The sequence below is a fragment of the Xenorhabdus sp. XBWT genome, from assembly GCF_059072735.1.
Genome location: NZ_JCACRQ010000003.1, coordinates 30,816 through 45,927, shown reverse-complemented (window position 1 = coordinate 45,927; position 15,112 = coordinate 30,816). Strand labels below are relative to the sequence as shown.

Here is a 15,112-nt window from a genome sequence, read left to right as displayed (position 1 = left end):
TTTTCTTAACTCTAGTTTATTTGTGTATTTTAAGTAAAGCACCTAAAAATACGCAAAGCAAGATATTTGGTGAAAAATTGTTAAAAATCACACGGATTGATTTTCAATAGTTAACTATTTGTTTTATTTCATTTAGGTAACAAATTTTAAATATTTGATTTTAAATAAAAATTTAAATGGTTAATTAGGTAACATGTTTATGGTAACTAAAAATATTTTTTAATAAATTTACGATTTATATAAATCGATTATTAGTTATTTTATTTAAATAACAAAATCAAAGAATAAATATAAAAATGAAAATTAAAAAATAATCAAGTGAAAAAAAACTTAGTAACAAAAAACAAGAACAAATAAAAGTGTCATATACACATACTTAATTTATTTAAAGTATCGTTAATAACGAATAAAATACATAGAAAAATCGAGTCATAGTATCAAATAATAAGAAATATAAATTAAGTAACATATAATAAGTATTATTAGTAACAATTAATACCATTATACACGTGTATAATGGTAGTAATTGATACTACAATAATATCAAAATCACAGAATATTAAACAATGTTTATTTTTATTGATATTATGTATTCTATTAATATGATACTTTAATTTAGCGGTTTTTTATGAACTATAACTTTAAATGTTCTTAATTTATGTTATTATATATTAATAGATAATAAGGGGGTTATATGACTCAGAAGATTAAAATTGGCGAATTAATAAACGCATTGGTCGATGAAATCGATGAGATAGATGTATCAGAAATGCCTCAAGGAGAGAAAACCCGAAAATACAAAGCGGCTGCGTCTAGATTTAAAAACGCATTGTTTACCGATAAGAGGAAATACCGAGGAAAAGGGTTAAAAAATAGAATATCTTCAAATACTTACAACGCTTACATGACAAGAGCTAGAAAAATATTTGATGACAGATTACATCATCATTTCTTAGATAATGTGACGAAACTAGCGAAGAAATATTATTTATTTTCCGATGAGCTACATAGTTGGATAGAACTTTCAACCTCAGAAATCAGGCAAAAATTTATTGCATTACAACATCAATTAAAATGCATTATTCCACTAACTGATGAACTAAATAAAATAAAATTTGGAAATCGTTCTGCAGAAAATAGAATCATTCGGATAGCTAAAAAATATCCAGCATGGTCATTCTCACTGTTTGATCTAAACAGCAGTGAATGGTTAGAACGACGTAACCATCTATATAAATTGCTCGGACAGGGGCAATTGCTATTAGAAGATCTATCTAAGCTGAAAATAAACCATGACGTACTCTACTCATTACAATTGAGTCAGGCAGAACGGACCTCTATTCAAAATAGATGGAATGACGTTCTCAGTAACAAAAAGCGTAGCGTCGTTTGGATTGATTATCCTGCATATATTCAGGCACTGCATAATATATTAAATGCACCTGCTCATTCATTTGATTTAACCACCAGAATAGGAATGGCGCCGTTAGCGTTTGCATTAGCTGCTACATCCGGGCGGAGAATGATTGAAATCATGGTGCATGGCAGTTTCAAAATTGTTGGAAAATACAAAGTTGAATTTTTAGGACAAGCGAAAAAACGGACTGGAACAGATACCGGGCGCACTATTTACACGCTATGTGATTCCAGTATTTTCATGGAAAAATTCGAGTTACTACGGAATTGTTCTGCAATATCAGATTTTGGTGAAATCATGACAAATGATGATCCAAATGATACTCGGTCACCAAACGCCAAAATTAACGCAGTAATAGCGAAATCTTTTAACCCCTGGGTAAAACAGTTTTTCAATGATGATCGCCGGGTTTATAAAGACAGTCGCTCTATATACGCAAGAATTGCGTATGAAATGTGGTTTCATCATGATTCTCGCTGGGCTGATGTTGACGAGGATGTATTTTTCTCCGAACTACTGGGTCATGACGATGAAAACACCCAATTGCACTATAAGCAGTTCAAATTACAAAATTTTTCACGTACTTGGAAACCTGATACTGGCAACGAAAATAGACGATTAGAGGCGCTACAGCAATTAGATGATGAAATGCCAGATTTTGCTAGGGGCGATGCTGGAGTCCGAATTCACACCGAAACTAAAAAAATTGTCGAACAGTTTCCGTATGATTTGGTTACCTCATCTCAGTTACGTACGTTAGGGTTCAATATCCCACTGACCAAACGGTATTTAGAGTTCGCTGCAGACGCGCTAGAGCAGGAGATTGGCGAAAACGGTCGATATCAACTGATAGATACCTCACCAAAAATCATTATTCAGGATAACGACGACGAGGAGCTGGTAGAGGTAGATGATGAATCCATTGACGATGATGAAATAGAAATTGATGACGACAATGATATTGATGAGACTGAACCTGAAATAGAGGTGGAACCAGAACAGGAACCTGAATCGCCCCCTGAAGCAGCAGAAAATCCAGAACCGACTGAACGCCCCAGATTCTCTGCACCACATCGCCGTGATGATGGTCAATGGGTTGTTAAATTCGAATACAGCGGCCAATATTACTCATGGATAGGTCAAGCTAAAAATCTAAAAGATGCGATGACTCAGGCATGGTTGACGTATTTCAGCTAGTTTTAGGTAAAATATGGAACAAAGAATGCCGTTAGACAACCATTATAAATTATAGGGTACTAGGCCACATGCATCAGCATAGATTAGTTACTGACGATTTAGGTACGTTTTTAGTTATGTCTAACGACATTAACTACATTGATATCGAATTTATTTTTTCTGAAGAATCTACACGAATCATAAATTTAAGAATGTATTTTTGCCCACCTTCCATAGATATTGTTGCTGCAGAAACCATGAATAGAATGTTAGGTGAAGATTTAAAAACTATGCATGTACAGGTTGTTAGCTTCTTAAATACAGAACAATTAAATTCAAACACATCTGATTTTTTCTCAAAACCTGAAGGCTCCATCAATTTAAAACTCGATGAACTTAATTATCTTTACGCTACCTTGGTTGACTTAATGCTAAAAGTTGCAGAAAATGAGAATATAGAAATTCTTTATTTTTCAGCGTATGAAAAACGACTCAACAAAATTTACTCTAGATATGTGAAATTTTTTGCTAAAATGCACAATCTAGAATATATGCACGATGGAGGCAGTTATGCGATACGAATGCAAAGACACTCATAACAAAGAAAAAATCGATTACGAAGCTATCCGTCGCAGCAAAAACGAGATGCTAAAAAAAGTCATTGCAGCTCATAAAGAGGCTGAACGTAAAGGCGAAATCGTATATAAGCCTCTTTAATGAACAACCCCGCCGCAAGCAGCGGGGTATCTCAAAACAGTGCCAGTTGATGATCTGAATGCAGTTTGTGATATTCCTTACCTTGATTTTTGACGTACCGTCCAATCATCTGTTCATCGCCGTGCTTGCCGACCGTACTGGCAAAATAGCCGTCAGTCCAAAACTCGCCTCCCCACAGAGCTTTCTTCACTTGTGGGCAGCGTTTGAATATTTCACGCGCTGTCAGACTTTTGATTAGTTTAACAATTTTAGTCACACTGTACGTAGGCACTGATTGCACGAGAAAATGCACGTGATCTTTGTCCGTACCTATTTCTAGAAACTTCACCTGATAGCGAAGTTCTATATCCAGACACACCGTTTTCAGAATTTCATCAACACTATCATCAAACACGGCTCGCCGATATTTTGCTGGCAAAACGATATGGTACATTAGCACCGTAACATTATGGCTTTTATGGATGTATTCACTCATCCATTTAGTTTACGCCGCAAGCGGCGGGGAATATAACCCTTAGAGATTTAAATAGCTTATTGTGCATTTTCCGATTTATTTTATACGAACCTCTGGGCAACTGTTGTTTGTTCACGTGAAAAACTCCTACCGACCTATCTACGCCCGCTGGGGCAACAATGGGACCGCGGTCCCACCCTTATATTTAATTTCATATCTTTGCCTCTCTGTTTCTAATCGCAATTTGGATGCGTGCCAGATTAACAGTCGTCTGTTTATATTTCGCGGGTGTATTGGGATAGATTTTATTTAAAATCACATTCTCTTCACGGCTAATCATGAGTAAATTATCAATGTGGCAATTTTGAGAGTTACCATCTTTGAAAATTAAAATAGAACCAGTGGGTAATTTTCCGTGATGATTTTCCCATATGACATGGGATTTTAGTCTCCATCGTTTATGATGGGCTACTTTTATATAAACATAGCCGTCACTATCAATGCGTTCTGAACCGACCTCACGGCGATGACTGGGGATTGCTCCTTTCTTGAATGATGTTACATTTGATCTCATTTTCCCCTTAGTTCCTGCATTATGGGGTTTGTTCCCTTTTGGGAAATGCCCAGTACGCCCCGTGCGCAATCCCAATCGTTTTCTGAATCCGTGAAGTGATTTTTTGGTGTGGTTGACTGAAAAATATTGATTAAATTTGGTGGTCAGTTCCTCTATGGGTAGTAGATAATTTTCTCTCATCCACTCTTTCATTTCAGCGGTGTATTTAAACTGAGTCATTTCTACCCACCTAAATATTTAGGTACACAGTCAACATCATCATTATCTAATGCCCTTTGAACTTCCAACGTTAATTTTCCATTATTGATAATCTGAGTAGAAATTACTGAAATACATTTAGCGCGATTAAATTCATCCTTAAGATTTTCGCCTGAAATACTCTCATCAGACAGCCGCTCTAGCTGGGAAAATAGATGATCATTTAAATCAGTCAGTTTATTTTTCATGGTATTTACCTATAGGGTTAGATGTTCTGTTTGGATTGCCGAGCACAGTAACTGAATTTTGAAAAACGATGGGCCGTCTTTCTTGTTTTTTCTGTTGTTTTTTCTGTTGTTTTCTCTCCTCGTTGCGTTTCTTCTTCGCTCTGGATATACGATTCCATTCGAGAGTGCAAATAACACAGGCACCCGTTGATATGTAACGTTCTGTATGTCCTTGAGGGCACGGCCGCCCTTTAGTATATTTTTTTAGATCTTTCAAAAGATTTTTCATAATTACCCCAATTAAACAGCCATGGCCGCAATATTAATTGCTGCGTTGATATCACGATGATGATCCGCGCCACAAATGCACTGCCATCGCCGTATGGATAATGTTAATTCATTATTAATATGACCACAGGCGCGACCTGTTCATATGAACCGACCTACTGCGCCCGTGCGGGCGATACGACGTTCTAAGCCATCATTCAGGACTAAACAGCCCGACCTACTGCGCCCGTGCGGGCGATACGATACGACACATGTTACATCAGCACTGGTTATCTGACCTACTGCGCCCGTGCGGGCGATACCCTAACGGTTTTTGGTAGATTAATCATAGTGTTAAACAACCACAAAAAACCTACCAAAATTTTTTCGCAAATTTCCTCTTTCAACCACGATATTTCACCATGTCCAGAGGCGTAAATTCGGGCAGGCCGTGCCCTATTTAAATAATTCATATCAACTCACCATAGCCCACTGTCAGTGGGCTATAATTAATTGATAATTAATTAATAATAGTGACTGAAATATCTGAGTTTTTTACCCCTTTAAACCCTGCTTCATTTAAAATAAGAGACATGTCATTAATAATTAATTCAGAATATTCATATTGTTGAATAGGAAAATCCGCATCTATATATTCACGTACTTCAATTTTATTTAATTTTACTGTGACTTCCATTTTTAAATCCCCATTGTTCAGTAATAATTTTTTAATGCAATTGGCTATTAGAAATACCTGAGTTTAACTGGTTAATAATGACGATTTTCAATTGTTCCAATGTGGATTTTTCCATTGGGGAAAAATCGTTTGTATTGAACGATTCCCAGCTAACTCTACATGTATTAATTTTTTCATCATAAACAATACCAATCTCTAATTTTGCAGCCATAATATCACCTCGATTTAATTTCAATAGTTAAGTTTTTTATTTCTTGAAATGTCTTTCAATCCGCGGTAATAACCACGTAATAAATTACGGCGAACTATGCTCAACAATCCAGGTCGATTTAATTCAACTGGCAATTTATGAAATTTAATATTCCGTGGATTAATTCCATCGAATGCCATTTCATAACCTGAGTTTTGTAATTCGTCTCGTTGATATTTTAAAAACGCATCCCAATTACAATGTGGACACGGGGCATTATTATCAATGTCGAATTCGTATTTAGGACAATTACAACGGATGTCGGTATCCATGATTAACCCCGCGCTCTCGACTAATTAGACCATCCCATTCGCGACGATATTGTTCTGCCTGAATAACCAGATTTTTTGCGGCTAACAATAAATGTGCTGTGTCGCGGATATAAATATTCGCATCATGCGATTCCATCGTATGATGGGCGGTATTAATCAGGGCGCGAATTTGCGAATGTAATGACGCCAACTCTTCGGATAAACCAAATTCGTTTCGACGAATATTGCTCATATTACACCCCCGAACGGTAGGCGGGCACGGAAAAATAAAACGAATTTTTGGGAGAATTGTTGGCGGGCTGAATCTTCACTATCAGCTATAGTGGTGAAAAAGTGGAGATTATTTTTTTTATCGGTGCGGTAAATAGCCGCAAATTTGTAGGTGTGCATTGCAGAAACCTCATTCAGCATTTTACGCTGCCACCAAAGTTTCCACGCCTGGTGGCAGTCCAAACGGAGGTGGAAATACCGAGCTGAATGAAATCGGCCAACCCAAAGGTTGCTCCGCTTGAACCGCCATATATAATGTTCAAGCTACGCAAACAAAAAAACACGCCGACGCGTGTTGTTGCGTCATCCAGCCAATCGGGTTTCCACGCCCGAATCACAGATTTTGCTGTGACTCATTAAAACTACCCCAACCTAAACCAAACGTCAATAAATATAATCGAAAATTATTGTTAATTGAGTCACAAAATACTGTTTTGACTATTAACAACACAAAAAAACTCACATCAATTCTGTAAATGCTGGGCATGATTCATTTGTTGATGCAGGATACGAACGACCAGAATATCGATATCCCGGACAGTGTAAAAAACAGTGTGACGCTGAAATTCAATCCGCATCACACCGGGTATAGCAGGATAATCCCGCCCAATATCGGGCATACTAGCCAGTGTCTTTAAAAACGCATCCAGAGCGGCGGTGTAGTGATCCGCCCGGGTTTCCCCGAATTGCATCAGTGTATAGTCATAAATTCCAGCAAAATCTTCTGCCGCCCGTTCTGATAACCTATACACGATGGTGCCGTTTCCTCTGCTCAGCAATGTCCCGCAACGTCAGCGAGCTTTCTCCACTATTCAGCCCATCAATAACTGCGTTACGGATCGCTGAGTCCTGATTTTCCTGCTGTTCCAGCAAACGTAATGCCGACCGCATCACTTCGCTGGCTGAACCATAACGGCCATTCTCAATCATCCGTTGCACAAAGCTGTCGAGTTGTTTGCCCATACTGACAGAAGTAATTTTTCTCATATCACATACCTGTATTAACAGTTAATACATTAAGCTTACTGCAAACTATCAGATCAAGCCACATTTTAAACGTTATGATTTATTAAGATACGATATTTCAATTAATTACGCCCAATAACATCGTCAGAAATACGAATTTCAATCGAATTATTCATAGTCATTCCTCATTTATTTTTAACTACACAGCACAGCCTGTACCCCATTGTGACTCGCATGACGCGTGTCGCTGACAAACTGTCTCAATAGCTGCAGCTCACCGCTAGACAGCCTTTCCATAAACTCTGTGAGGAATAGCGATGCAAACGTCAACGCTATACTGGTTGGCGACCACTGTCGCACTGTATCCAGCTCATCACGCGACAACGCGGTTTGTGCCCAGTCCACCGGAATTTTCACCGGAATCCTACCCAACGCGTGTTCTATTACTGAAACAGGTGCGGCGGGAGTGTCTCCTGTGGATCGCGGATCATCATTTATATATAGAGAAACATTCGGATCGCGATCCACCTCATCAACCCGCACTGTTTCTGGTTTACGCGGGGATAACGTCATTCCCGCATCACGTCGTTTGCCAATAATATCGCGCATAAAATAAATTGATTCTGGAGTGATGGTATAAACGGTTGGTCGTTTTTCACCGACTCTGGGACGTCGAGTTTCGATCTTTAAACCGAGGGATTTGCATATCATCCTGAAAAAATCGGCCTCGTCTTTTATTTTTTGGTTTGGTTGATAATACCCACCGATTTTTACGATATTATTGAACACGTCGGCGTTCTCCGGGGTCAACAGCATGTCACGAGCCTGCGCCAAACGCTCTCGGTCGATATTGCCGGAATAACCTGTTCCCAATAGTTGTTCGAAATCAATACCACACGCGGCAAAATATCTGCATAATGCGTCGCGCTGGATTGACCAAAATTTGCGTAAACTTACATCAACAACAGGCGTGCATTTAACTGATATTGGTTTAATAGAAGGATTTTTTTCCCGAAAAATTTTATCAGCTTGCTCTTGCGTCATTGCGGAACAGACGAAATTTTGCCATTTATTGCCAATTTTGTATCGGTAATGAAAACTCAGTAGGGCCTCTTCTCTGTCCCAGCGACGAACTGTCAGTTCATCCTGTAATATCAGTTCGATCCGTTCAATTTTTCGTTTACCGCCTTCACGATGAAATTTCAGACTGGATTCGTCGACGGGCAGCATCATTTCGTATTCAATTTCCCAACGATTTAATTTCGCCCGTTCTTCCTCTGATACAGCACGCCGTGCCAGCAATTCTTGTCGTTCGTCGTCCGATGGTGTTTCGGTATTAATATGCAATTGAACCAACTCATCCCAGCGAATTTCGCGCGCCTCTTTACGTAATTCTTTGCCGAGTTCGTTTGCGTCCAAATCAATTGCCAATTTTTCGACCCGATACCCGTCGCTATACATAATGCACAACATATTGTTGGCGTAATCGTTTTTGGCTGTGTTCTCCAACGCCGTGGCTTCGATTTTCATTTTGGTAAAATCGGTGTTTGCTATTCCTAACGACAGTCGGTCACCATCCAACACCACATCGGTAATTTCGCCATTTTTGCCCGCGTTTTCTAACATGGCCTGTATATATGCTCGTTTAATTTTTACCGGATCGGTTTCACGTCGTTGCCGAACGCGGTCAAATCCGATGATGAACTCACGGGCTGTGCGGTCACGGCGCAACATTTGAATTGCGTCTGATGGCGCGACTTCGCCGCAGAACATGCCAAAATGTCGGTCAAAATGGGGCGTTTCGAACGAAACTCCCGATGAAATCGACGGACTGTAAATTAATCCGTCGTATTTGATGAGCATTTTTTTCGGCGAATCGGTAAACGCCTCAACTTCCGGATTTGGTTTTGTGTTGAGGTTTACGCACAGAAATTTTTTCTCTGGATGATCCTTTTCCAAGCGTGTAGCTACATCCTCTGCGAACGTAGCACTATCAGTTGCTAATAGGATTTTTTCACCACGCTTAACTGCACCGACAACCTCTGTCATTATGCGATCTTTTTCTGTATAGAGAACACGGATTGGTTCACCCGTTTCCCGGTTGCGAACGTCAACCGGCAATTCAATAACATGAATTTTTTCCCATACAGGTAGGCCAATTTCTTCTCGGCGTTTTATGGCCAACTCAGCCAATTCAACTAACAGGTCATTTGCGTCCGCATCAACCATTACGGGGTGTTCGGTAGTTCTGGCCAGCGCGTCAATTAACTGATTGAAAACCCCAACAGGGTTATCCATGGCTTTGCCGGATAGAATCGCGCGTAACCCCTGAGTTGCCTCATCCAACCCGAAAAAATCGTGATTTTTCATTAATGGCTGCCAGCAATTTTTGACAATTGAATTCATACAAATTGTCAGTTTATTGGCGTACGTCGCCGCATTCTGAGCACCCTGATCTTGATAGTGCAGGATATCTTTGTCGCCACTGGCCATCATCTCCCATAAACCACCGATGAGTGACACGCGGTGCGCGACGGCAATGCCGCGTTCTGCTGCATGCATCATTGGGCGCAATAGGTGCTGTGATTTACCCGAACCCATTCCAGCACGGACGATAATAGGACCCGTCAGCGATTTGACGTAATTCAATACGTCATCGGTCATGTGCGGTTTATCAAACTGTTTATAGGTGATGTGTTTCGGGCGCAGTTTGGGATCAGTTATGCGTTCGCTGAACGAACGAGTATTTTGTGCCTTCCGGCATTTCCAATTAAATCGTTTGTTAACACGGTGACGAACTAATTTTGAAAATTCGGTCAATAATCCGATTTCTTGTAGTTTTTTTTCTATCTTGGTGACCAATTGACGGGGTGATAAATTAGTAGGGCAATAGCCCATACCCGCATTAATGCAGGAAGTCAGTTGGTTTTTGATATTTTTAATTTCAACAACAGACAATAATGCTAGCTCAGCATCAAAAATGTTATCGGCTATGCAGAATTGGTTTTCTTTCACACTCAACTGGCGCTGGGTTTCATTTTTACCAAATTTAACGTAGAGGTCGTTAAAATCCGACTGTCCTTCTTCAATGGTTGGGAAAATTGGTCGCGTACATTTAACTGATGGGAATTTTTTCATAATTTCAATTCCCATACGTAACCCAGTGTTCCCCTTCCCTTTGACCCGTGCTGTGTGTTCGTCGTTGTCCAGGGCGCACCAAATTTTTACGCCCTCATAAACAGTGGCCAGTTGATCGACAATGTTAATTAGGTTGCCCGCTGATATTGCCACAACTACCGCATCGAAATTGTTTTTAGCCGCTAAATAGACGGATGCACCTGTCGCGAATCCCTCAACAACGCAAACGCGCTTCGCTCCTTTTAGATTGCCAATGACGTGGCATGCGCCAGTGAATTCACCATCATCAACAGCCCGTGTTTGGTATTTTTCACTGTTGGCGTAAATACGCTGCCAACCAATGATTCGACCGTCTGAACGGTTATCGAGGTGATATAGAGGTACTGCTAAAAATTCGTGTTTTTTCGGGTTGGGACCGTGGTCCCAGTATAAAACACGTCGAACATCGCACGATTTAAAAATAGGACCGATTTGTTTCTTAACCGCGTATGGATGAGAGCCGTCCTCAGCAGACGCATTGTGGAACAGTTCCGATATGTGGAGATATTCCATTAGGGCCTGATGCCGATTCTGGTTTGTTACCCGTCTACTAATATCCTCACGTTTCAATCGTTCTTCGCGCTCTTTTCGCTGTTTTTCAATACGTTTTTGGTTTTCTTGTTCATCATATTGAGCTGGGACCGCGGTCCCACTTGAACGATTGAATGCATGGTATGCCGATAACAAAAATTGGTATCCGGACCACGACCCGTCCCCGAACCCTTTTTTGACGAAATTGACAAACGGATATCTAATCCCATTGTTCGATGTTTCCAATCTCGAATAGATTTCTACGCGTCCGCGTAGCTTTTTTTCCAAAACGGCGGGATATTTTCCGGTATATGTGGAATATTTTTCGGCGTTGCCCTGAACGGCTACGAGTTGGATGTTAGGTGCGCATTCATTCCAGTCAACACACGCTGAGGCCGCTATTTCTGCGAGTTCGCCGTATGCAGCATAGAGAATTTCATATGGATCTGAATTAAATTTTGTCTGATAAAAATCGATAATTGTCACGGATTACTCTCCCACCCATAAAAAAAGGTTGAACAAAAATGGGAGATTCGACTAAAATGAACTTACTCAGTTAAGTTCTATTTTTTGACGAATCCCACAAGAACCTCGGTCGCCACAACCGGGGTTTTTTGTATTTAAAATTCCAGTTGGTCTCAAAGGCTCAATCGGTTACTACGCCACATAGCAACTAATTAAAGCACAGTTCAAAACCATTTTAAAGCAAGTTACATTTTCTTGTTCACCATTGTTGATCGGATTGAACCCACGATCATGTTTATGAATTTGATATCGGTTATTTTTAAAACAGTGCGTTTCATTGAAATATCAATGTTATCCAGATGAATTTCGCCCGCCTCTTTCTCGACCCGCGCTAATCGCCGCACCATCACATCCCCGCTATTTGTTACGACGACGACATTTTCACCGTAAACGAGGTTTTCATGGTAGCTGACCAACAGAACGTCGCCATACGTAAACCCGATTAGATCATTACACACACAGTTTAACGCATAAATTTTGTTTGGCGTACTGTCAAAACCAATATATGCGGCAGGGATAAAATTTTTATCACTATTCATATAGCGTTGGTCAGGGCCTGTTTTTGTGTCCCCGACAATCGGAATTTTTTGTTGTGCACCTGTTTCGTCGCCGTCCAGCACCCAGTAAATGGATTTATTCAGGATTTCGGCCAATTTTACGCCAATGCTCAGTGCGGGCATGACGTCGCCTAGTTCGATGTTTCGAACCCCAGCAATGGAGATACCGACGTACTCGCCCACCTCACGTAACGTGAGTCCCAACTCTTTCCGCCGTTCTTTCAGTCTATCGCCTCGTGTTTTCATATATACATAATAGCCGATCACTGTATAGCTAGCTATAGAATTTTTATTTTGAAGCTGGCTTTAAAATTAATTTTGATTTATTGTTGTTTTCATGAAACCGAACGACCTCATAATCTACTATGGCGACGTAGTTAGAGCAGCCAGAGCACTCGATGTAACAACGGGCGCGATATACCAATGGCTGGACTCAGGCACTATCCCGAAATTGCGTCAGAGTGATATTGAGGTCAGAACCGCATACCAGCTCAAATCCGATTTCACGTTGAATCGGTTGGCGGGTCGAAATGTTCACGTTAAATGATGGAGGCGCCATGCTGCAATATGAATACGTGCGCATACATTTGAGAATTGCTCTGTTTGGTTTTGTTCTGAAACAGAACGGTCAGATGGAATCTCTAAATATGGGTTCCGGTGCCGGTAGTCGTTTTAATGAAAAACCGCGTCGCAAAATAGAAATTGATGGCCGAAATATTTTTGTTGATGCTGAACCTGTTCATTATACCGAGACCGGAAAATATCAGCACAGTACGTTACCTATTGACGATGCGACCTACCTATTTTGTGACTGGCGTCGTGCTATTCATTTAATACCGGATAACTCTCGTGCCTGGATTCAATATTGTTACGCATATGATTTAAATTTTGATTACCAAATATCAATTTGCCAAAACGTTTATCAACGATTTTTGTCACTGCATGAACGATATGGAATGAAAAAAATGTCATCAAAAACAGCAACGCGTGTCCGCCAGTTAATTTGGTTAGCCGTTCAGGAATCCGTAGGTGAATTCCGTGATGATTTTCGTCGTGAATTCTCATACAGCGACCTCAGCCGACAAATTGGAATATCCCCATCTAATTGGAATGAAAACTATCAGTCTCGTTGGTATTTGATTATTGAGGCGTGTCGGGAATTGGACGAGGAGGCACTAACCCATGTTGACCAACAATTCCGAATCCAACAGGACCGCAAATATCTCAGATATGCCAGTGTGTCTGTGTAAACAGGTCATGTTGTTTCAGCCGGAAAAACCCCAGTTGAGGTATTCGAAAAAACGGGATCAGTATTTGATGTTCTGTCCGACCTGCGGTTACAGAACTCGCCCGGACAGCAACAGACAGGCAGTGGTTGCAGATTGGTTTATGGGGAATCGCCCTAGTGATAAACACATCGAAACGTTATGGATAGAGCGCTACACCGAGCTTCAGTCAGAGCCGATAGCACAAAAAATATCAAACGATAATGAACATGGGACCGCGGTCCCAGTTGAATAGAGGATAAATAAATGCCTGATAATGTTTTGGTAACTATTGATGTCACGTTTACTACGAATGTAGAAACAACCGTCGAAATGTCTAAAGAAGTTTATGAGCAGATAACAAATCCCGAATTACATTATTCCCAAATAGTAGGAATTCTGTTTGATCACGGTATAGATTTAGAAAAAGAAGCAATAGATCAAGGATTGGAGGCCGATGAACTTGAAATCAGTTTAGAAGATGAGGAAGAAAACAATAGTTAAATAATTATATCTGATACAAAAATAAAATTAATTAGTAATTAAAATTAATTCATTAATATAACGGTTAGATAAAAAATGAAATCATTTAAAACTCTGTTCCCATACAGGACCAGTACCGAGCTGTCCTACGACATTACATGTGGTATTCATGAAAACACATTTGATGGATTATCTGACGGAGAATTAATCGGCCGTGGCTGGGGAATTATTTGTGATAGCAACAGAATAATAGTGTCTGATAACAGGCTGTTGATTAAATATGTAGCGGAGGTCAGAAAACCGAATGCTGCCGCAGTAAATAAAATCTATCAGGAACGGATTGATAAAATAACCACTGATGGTAGAGAAATAACAGACGCCGTTTATTATGAAATAAAATCTCAGGCTGAAAATGAAGTTGCTAAATATTCCCCCATATCCAAAACTGTTGTTTATTTACTGATTATTCCATTACAGGGACTGATTTTCTGTAGCGGTAGTACTGAGAAAAAATGCGAAGACGCGCTGAAAATGCTGAGAGTCTCCATTGGCGGACTGGCCGTTGAACCCATGTCATTTGTGTCAAATGAATCGCAGATTATGGCCATGTATCTCAGTGGACAAAATGATTCGTACAAATTACCTGAGAATCTGATTATAGCGCCGATGGGTGATGTTATAGCGACATATTCAGATGATGTATCGACTAAATGTTCATTCAGTGGAATGGATTTGGGTGAGGATGAAATTCAGTCCATGTTTTCTCATCCTGACATGGCCGTTCGCTCTGTAGAGATGCAGCTAATTCAGAAAAATAACGGGCTGCCTGTCGATTTTAAATCCCGATTTGTTCTCAAATTACCTGCATCAGGGAACCTGCATTTCAAATCATTCAATTATGAAATTGATGCCAGATTCGAACAAAAACGGTTAGACAGCGAATTTAGTGAGTACACAGACAGTTTGGAGATGCAGCACGAATTTGCTGCCGAGATGCTCATAGTCGGTCGGTATGGACATGAAATTATTACCGGGCTGCAGGCATTTTTCACCGACACAATCATAATGGAGACTAAATAATGGCACGGC

Annotated in this window: 21 protein-coding genes; 7 read left to right on the top strand and 14 right to left on the bottom strand. The window is 40.1% G+C overall.

What is annotated here, in order from left to right:
* Positions 1-694: 694 nt before the first annotated feature.
* The 3 genes from AC5JQI_RS19975 (at position 695) to AC5JQI_RS19965 (ending at position 3,310) form a co-directional block, all read left to right on the top strand.
* Positions 695-2,614 (top strand): protelomerase family protein, encoded by a 1,920-nt coding sequence (locus tag AC5JQI_RS19975; protein ID WP_493914871.1) that lies wholly within the window; start codon positions 695-697, stop codon positions 2,612-2,614.
* 68 nt (positions 2,615-2,682) lie between these two features.
* On the top strand, positions 2,683-3,192 hold the full coding sequence (locus tag AC5JQI_RS19970) for a hypothetical protein (protein WP_493914870.1): 510 nt from the start codon (positions 2,683-2,685) through the stop codon (positions 3,190-3,192).
* Entirely contained in the window at positions 3,164-3,310 is a 147-nt protein-coding gene (locus tag AC5JQI_RS19965; protein ID WP_237387300.1) for a hypothetical protein, read from the top strand. Before AC5JQI_RS19970 ends, AC5JQI_RS19965 begins: the two co-directional genes overlap by 29 nt.
* Positions 3,311-3,341: 31 nt before the next feature.
* Here the strand turns inward: AC5JQI_RS19965 and tnpA are convergent, their stop codons facing one another.
* The 14 genes from tnpA to AC5JQI_RS19895 form a co-directional block, all read right to left on the bottom strand.
* Positions 3,342-3,785 carry an IS200/IS605 family transposase gene (tnpA, locus tag AC5JQI_RS19960; protein WP_493914869.1) on the bottom strand — a complete coding sequence of 148 codons (444 nt, stop codon included), beginning with the start codon at positions 3,783-3,785 and terminating at the stop codon, positions 3,342-3,344.
* A 190-nt stretch (positions 3,786-3,975) separates the two neighbouring features.
* Complete coding sequence (locus tag AC5JQI_RS19955; RefSeq protein WP_493914868.1) at positions 3,976-4,557, bottom strand: HNH endonuclease signature motif containing protein; 582 nt, start codon at positions 4,555-4,557, stop codon at positions 3,976-3,978.
* Between the two features lie 2 nt (positions 4,558-4,559).
* Entirely contained in the window at positions 4,560-4,784 is a 225-nt protein-coding gene (locus AC5JQI_RS19950) for a hypothetical protein (RefSeq protein WP_493914867.1), read from the bottom strand.
* Positions 4,774-5,052, bottom strand: a complete 279-nt coding sequence (locus AC5JQI_RS19945; protein ID WP_493914866.1) for a hypothetical protein — start codon at positions 5,050-5,052, stop codon at positions 4,774-4,776. Before AC5JQI_RS19945 ends, AC5JQI_RS19950 begins: the two co-directional genes overlap by 11 nt.
* An 11-nt stretch (positions 5,053-5,063) precedes the next feature.
* Positions 5,064-5,147: a zinc ribbon domain-containing protein gene (locus tag AC5JQI_RS19940; protein WP_493914895.1), complete on the bottom strand. Its 84-nt coding sequence runs from the start codon at positions 5,145-5,147 to the stop codon at positions 5,064-5,066.
* Positions 5,148-5,550: 403 nt separating this feature from the next.
* Entirely contained in the window at positions 5,551-5,727 is a 177-nt protein-coding gene (locus tag AC5JQI_RS19935) for a hypothetical protein (RefSeq protein WP_493914865.1), read from the bottom strand.
* A gap of 31 nt (positions 5,728-5,758) precedes the next feature.
* Positions 5,759-5,938 carry a hypothetical protein gene (locus AC5JQI_RS19930; protein WP_493914864.1) on the bottom strand — a complete coding sequence of 60 codons (180 nt, stop codon included), beginning with the start codon at positions 5,936-5,938 and terminating at the stop codon, positions 5,759-5,761.
* A 20-nt stretch (positions 5,939-5,958) separates the two neighbouring features.
* On the bottom strand, positions 5,959-6,249 hold the full coding sequence (locus AC5JQI_RS19925) for a hypothetical protein (protein ID WP_493914863.1): 291 nt from the start codon (positions 6,247-6,249) through the stop codon (positions 5,959-5,961).
* Positions 6,227-6,481 carry a hypothetical protein gene (locus AC5JQI_RS19920; RefSeq protein ID WP_493914862.1) on the bottom strand — a complete coding sequence of 85 codons (255 nt, stop codon included), beginning with the start codon at positions 6,479-6,481 and terminating at the stop codon, positions 6,227-6,229. The genes AC5JQI_RS19925 and AC5JQI_RS19920 overlap by 23 nt, the downstream gene beginning before the upstream one ends.
* The gene (locus AC5JQI_RS19915; protein ID WP_493908128.1) at positions 6,478-6,639 is read right to left on the bottom strand and encodes a host cell division inhibitor Icd-like protein; all 162 of its coding nucleotides are present in this window, start codon (positions 6,637-6,639) and stop codon (positions 6,478-6,480) included. Before AC5JQI_RS19915 ends, AC5JQI_RS19920 begins: the two co-directional genes overlap by 4 nt.
* Before the next feature lie 344 nt (positions 6,640-6,983).
* Entirely contained in the window at positions 6,984-7,271 is a 288-nt protein-coding gene (locus AC5JQI_RS19910) for a type II toxin-antitoxin system RelE/ParE family toxin (RefSeq protein WP_493914861.1), read from the bottom strand.
* On the bottom strand, positions 7,264-7,506 hold the full coding sequence (locus AC5JQI_RS19905; RefSeq protein WP_493908126.1) for a type II toxin-antitoxin system ParD family antitoxin: 243 nt from the start codon (positions 7,504-7,506) through the stop codon (positions 7,264-7,266). Before AC5JQI_RS19905 ends, AC5JQI_RS19910 begins: the two co-directional genes overlap by 8 nt.
* Positions 7,507-7,680: 174 nt before the next feature.
* Positions 7,681-11,679: a plasmid replication protein, CyRepA1 family gene (locus AC5JQI_RS19900; protein WP_493914860.1), complete on the bottom strand. Its 3,999-nt coding sequence runs from the start codon at positions 11,677-11,679 to the stop codon at positions 7,681-7,683.
* Positions 11,680-11,903: 224 nt separating this feature from the next.
* Positions 11,904-12,521, bottom strand: a complete 618-nt coding sequence (locus tag AC5JQI_RS19895; protein WP_493914859.1) for a helix-turn-helix domain-containing protein — start codon at positions 12,519-12,521, stop codon at positions 11,904-11,906.
* Between the two features lie 91 nt (positions 12,522-12,612).
* Here AC5JQI_RS19895 and AC5JQI_RS19890 point away from each other — a divergent pair, with 91 nt between their 5' ends.
* The 4 genes from AC5JQI_RS19890 to rdgC all read left to right on the top strand — a co-directional run bounded on the left by AC5JQI_RS19890 (position 12,613) and on the right by rdgC (position 15,103).
* Positions 12,613-12,822, top strand: coding sequence for a Cro/CI family transcriptional regulator (locus AC5JQI_RS19890; RefSeq protein ID WP_493914858.1), 210 nt, complete (start codon positions 12,613-12,615; stop codon positions 12,820-12,822).
* A 10-nt stretch (positions 12,823-12,832) separates the two neighbouring features.
* Positions 12,833-13,525, top strand: coding sequence for a bacteriophage antitermination protein Q (locus tag AC5JQI_RS19885; protein ID WP_493914857.1), 693 nt, complete (start codon positions 12,833-12,835; stop codon positions 13,523-13,525).
* Between the two features lie 282 nt (positions 13,526-13,807).
* On the top strand, positions 13,808-14,044 hold the full coding sequence (locus AC5JQI_RS19880) for a hypothetical protein (protein ID WP_493914856.1): 237 nt from the start codon (positions 13,808-13,810) through the stop codon (positions 14,042-14,044).
* Between the two features lie 75 nt (positions 14,045-14,119).
* A complete protein-coding gene (gene rdgC, locus AC5JQI_RS19875; RefSeq protein ID WP_493914855.1) occupies positions 14,120-15,103 on the top strand; it encodes a recombination-associated protein RdgC in 984 nt (327 codons plus the stop codon).
* Positions 15,104-15,112: the final 9 nt, after the last annotated feature.

Coding starts and splice junctions, on each gene's coding strand:
- AC5JQI_RS19950 (WP_493914867.1), bottom strand. CDS start 4,784: ATGAAAAATAAACTGACTGATTTAAATGATCATCTATTTTCCCAGCTA.
- AC5JQI_RS19880 (WP_493914856.1), top strand. CDS start 13,808: ATGCCTGATAATGTTTTGGTAACTATTGATGTCACGTTTACTACGAAT.
- AC5JQI_RS19935 (WP_493914865.1), bottom strand. CDS start 5,727: ATGGAAGTCACAGTAAAATTAAATAAAATTGAAGTACGTGAATATATA.
- AC5JQI_RS19965 (WP_237387300.1), top strand. CDS start 3,164: ATGCGATACGAATGCAAAGACACTCATAACAAAGAAAAAATCGATTAC.
- AC5JQI_RS19955 (WP_493914868.1), bottom strand. CDS start 4,557: ATGACTCAGTTTAAATACACCGCTGAAATGAAAGAGTGGATGAGAGAA.
- tnpA (WP_493914869.1), bottom strand. CDS start 3,785: ATGAGTGAATACATCCATAAAAGCCATAATGTTACGGTGCTAATGTAC.
- AC5JQI_RS19930 (WP_493914864.1), bottom strand. CDS start 5,938: ATGGCTGCAAAATTAGAGATTGGTATTGTTTATGATGAAAAAATTAAT.
- AC5JQI_RS19885 (WP_493914857.1), top strand. CDS start 12,833: ATGCTGCAATATGAATACGTGCGCATACATTTGAGAATTGCTCTGTTT.
- AC5JQI_RS19915 (WP_493908128.1), bottom strand. CDS start 6,639: ATGCACACCTACAAATTTGCGGCTATTTACCGCACCGATAAAAAAAAT.
- AC5JQI_RS19945 (WP_493914866.1), bottom strand. CDS start 5,052: ATGAAAAATCTTTTGAAAGATCTAAAAAAATATACTAAAGGGCGGCCG.
- AC5JQI_RS19920 (WP_493914862.1), bottom strand. CDS start 6,481: ATGAGCAATATTCGTCGAAACGAATTTGGTTTATCCGAAGAGTTGGCG.
- AC5JQI_RS19925 (WP_493914863.1), bottom strand. CDS start 6,249: ATGGATACCGACATCCGTTGTAATTGTCCTAAATACGAATTCGACATT.
- AC5JQI_RS19890 (WP_493914858.1), top strand. CDS start 12,613: ATGAAACCGAACGACCTCATAATCTACTATGGCGACGTAGTTAGAGCA.
- AC5JQI_RS19905 (WP_493908126.1), bottom strand. CDS start 7,506: ATGAGAAAAATTACTTCTGTCAGTATGGGCAAACAACTCGACAGCTTT.
- AC5JQI_RS19975 (WP_493914871.1), top strand. CDS start 695: ATGACTCAGAAGATTAAAATTGGCGAATTAATAAACGCATTGGTCGAT.
- rdgC (WP_493914855.1), top strand. CDS start 14,120: ATGAAATCATTTAAAACTCTGTTCCCATACAGGACCAGTACCGAGCTG.
- AC5JQI_RS19895 (WP_493914859.1), bottom strand. CDS start 12,521: ATGAAAACACGAGGCGATAGACTGAAAGAACGGCGGAAAGAGTTGGGA.
- AC5JQI_RS19970 (WP_493914870.1), top strand. CDS start 2,683: ATGCATCAGCATAGATTAGTTACTGACGATTTAGGTACGTTTTTAGTT.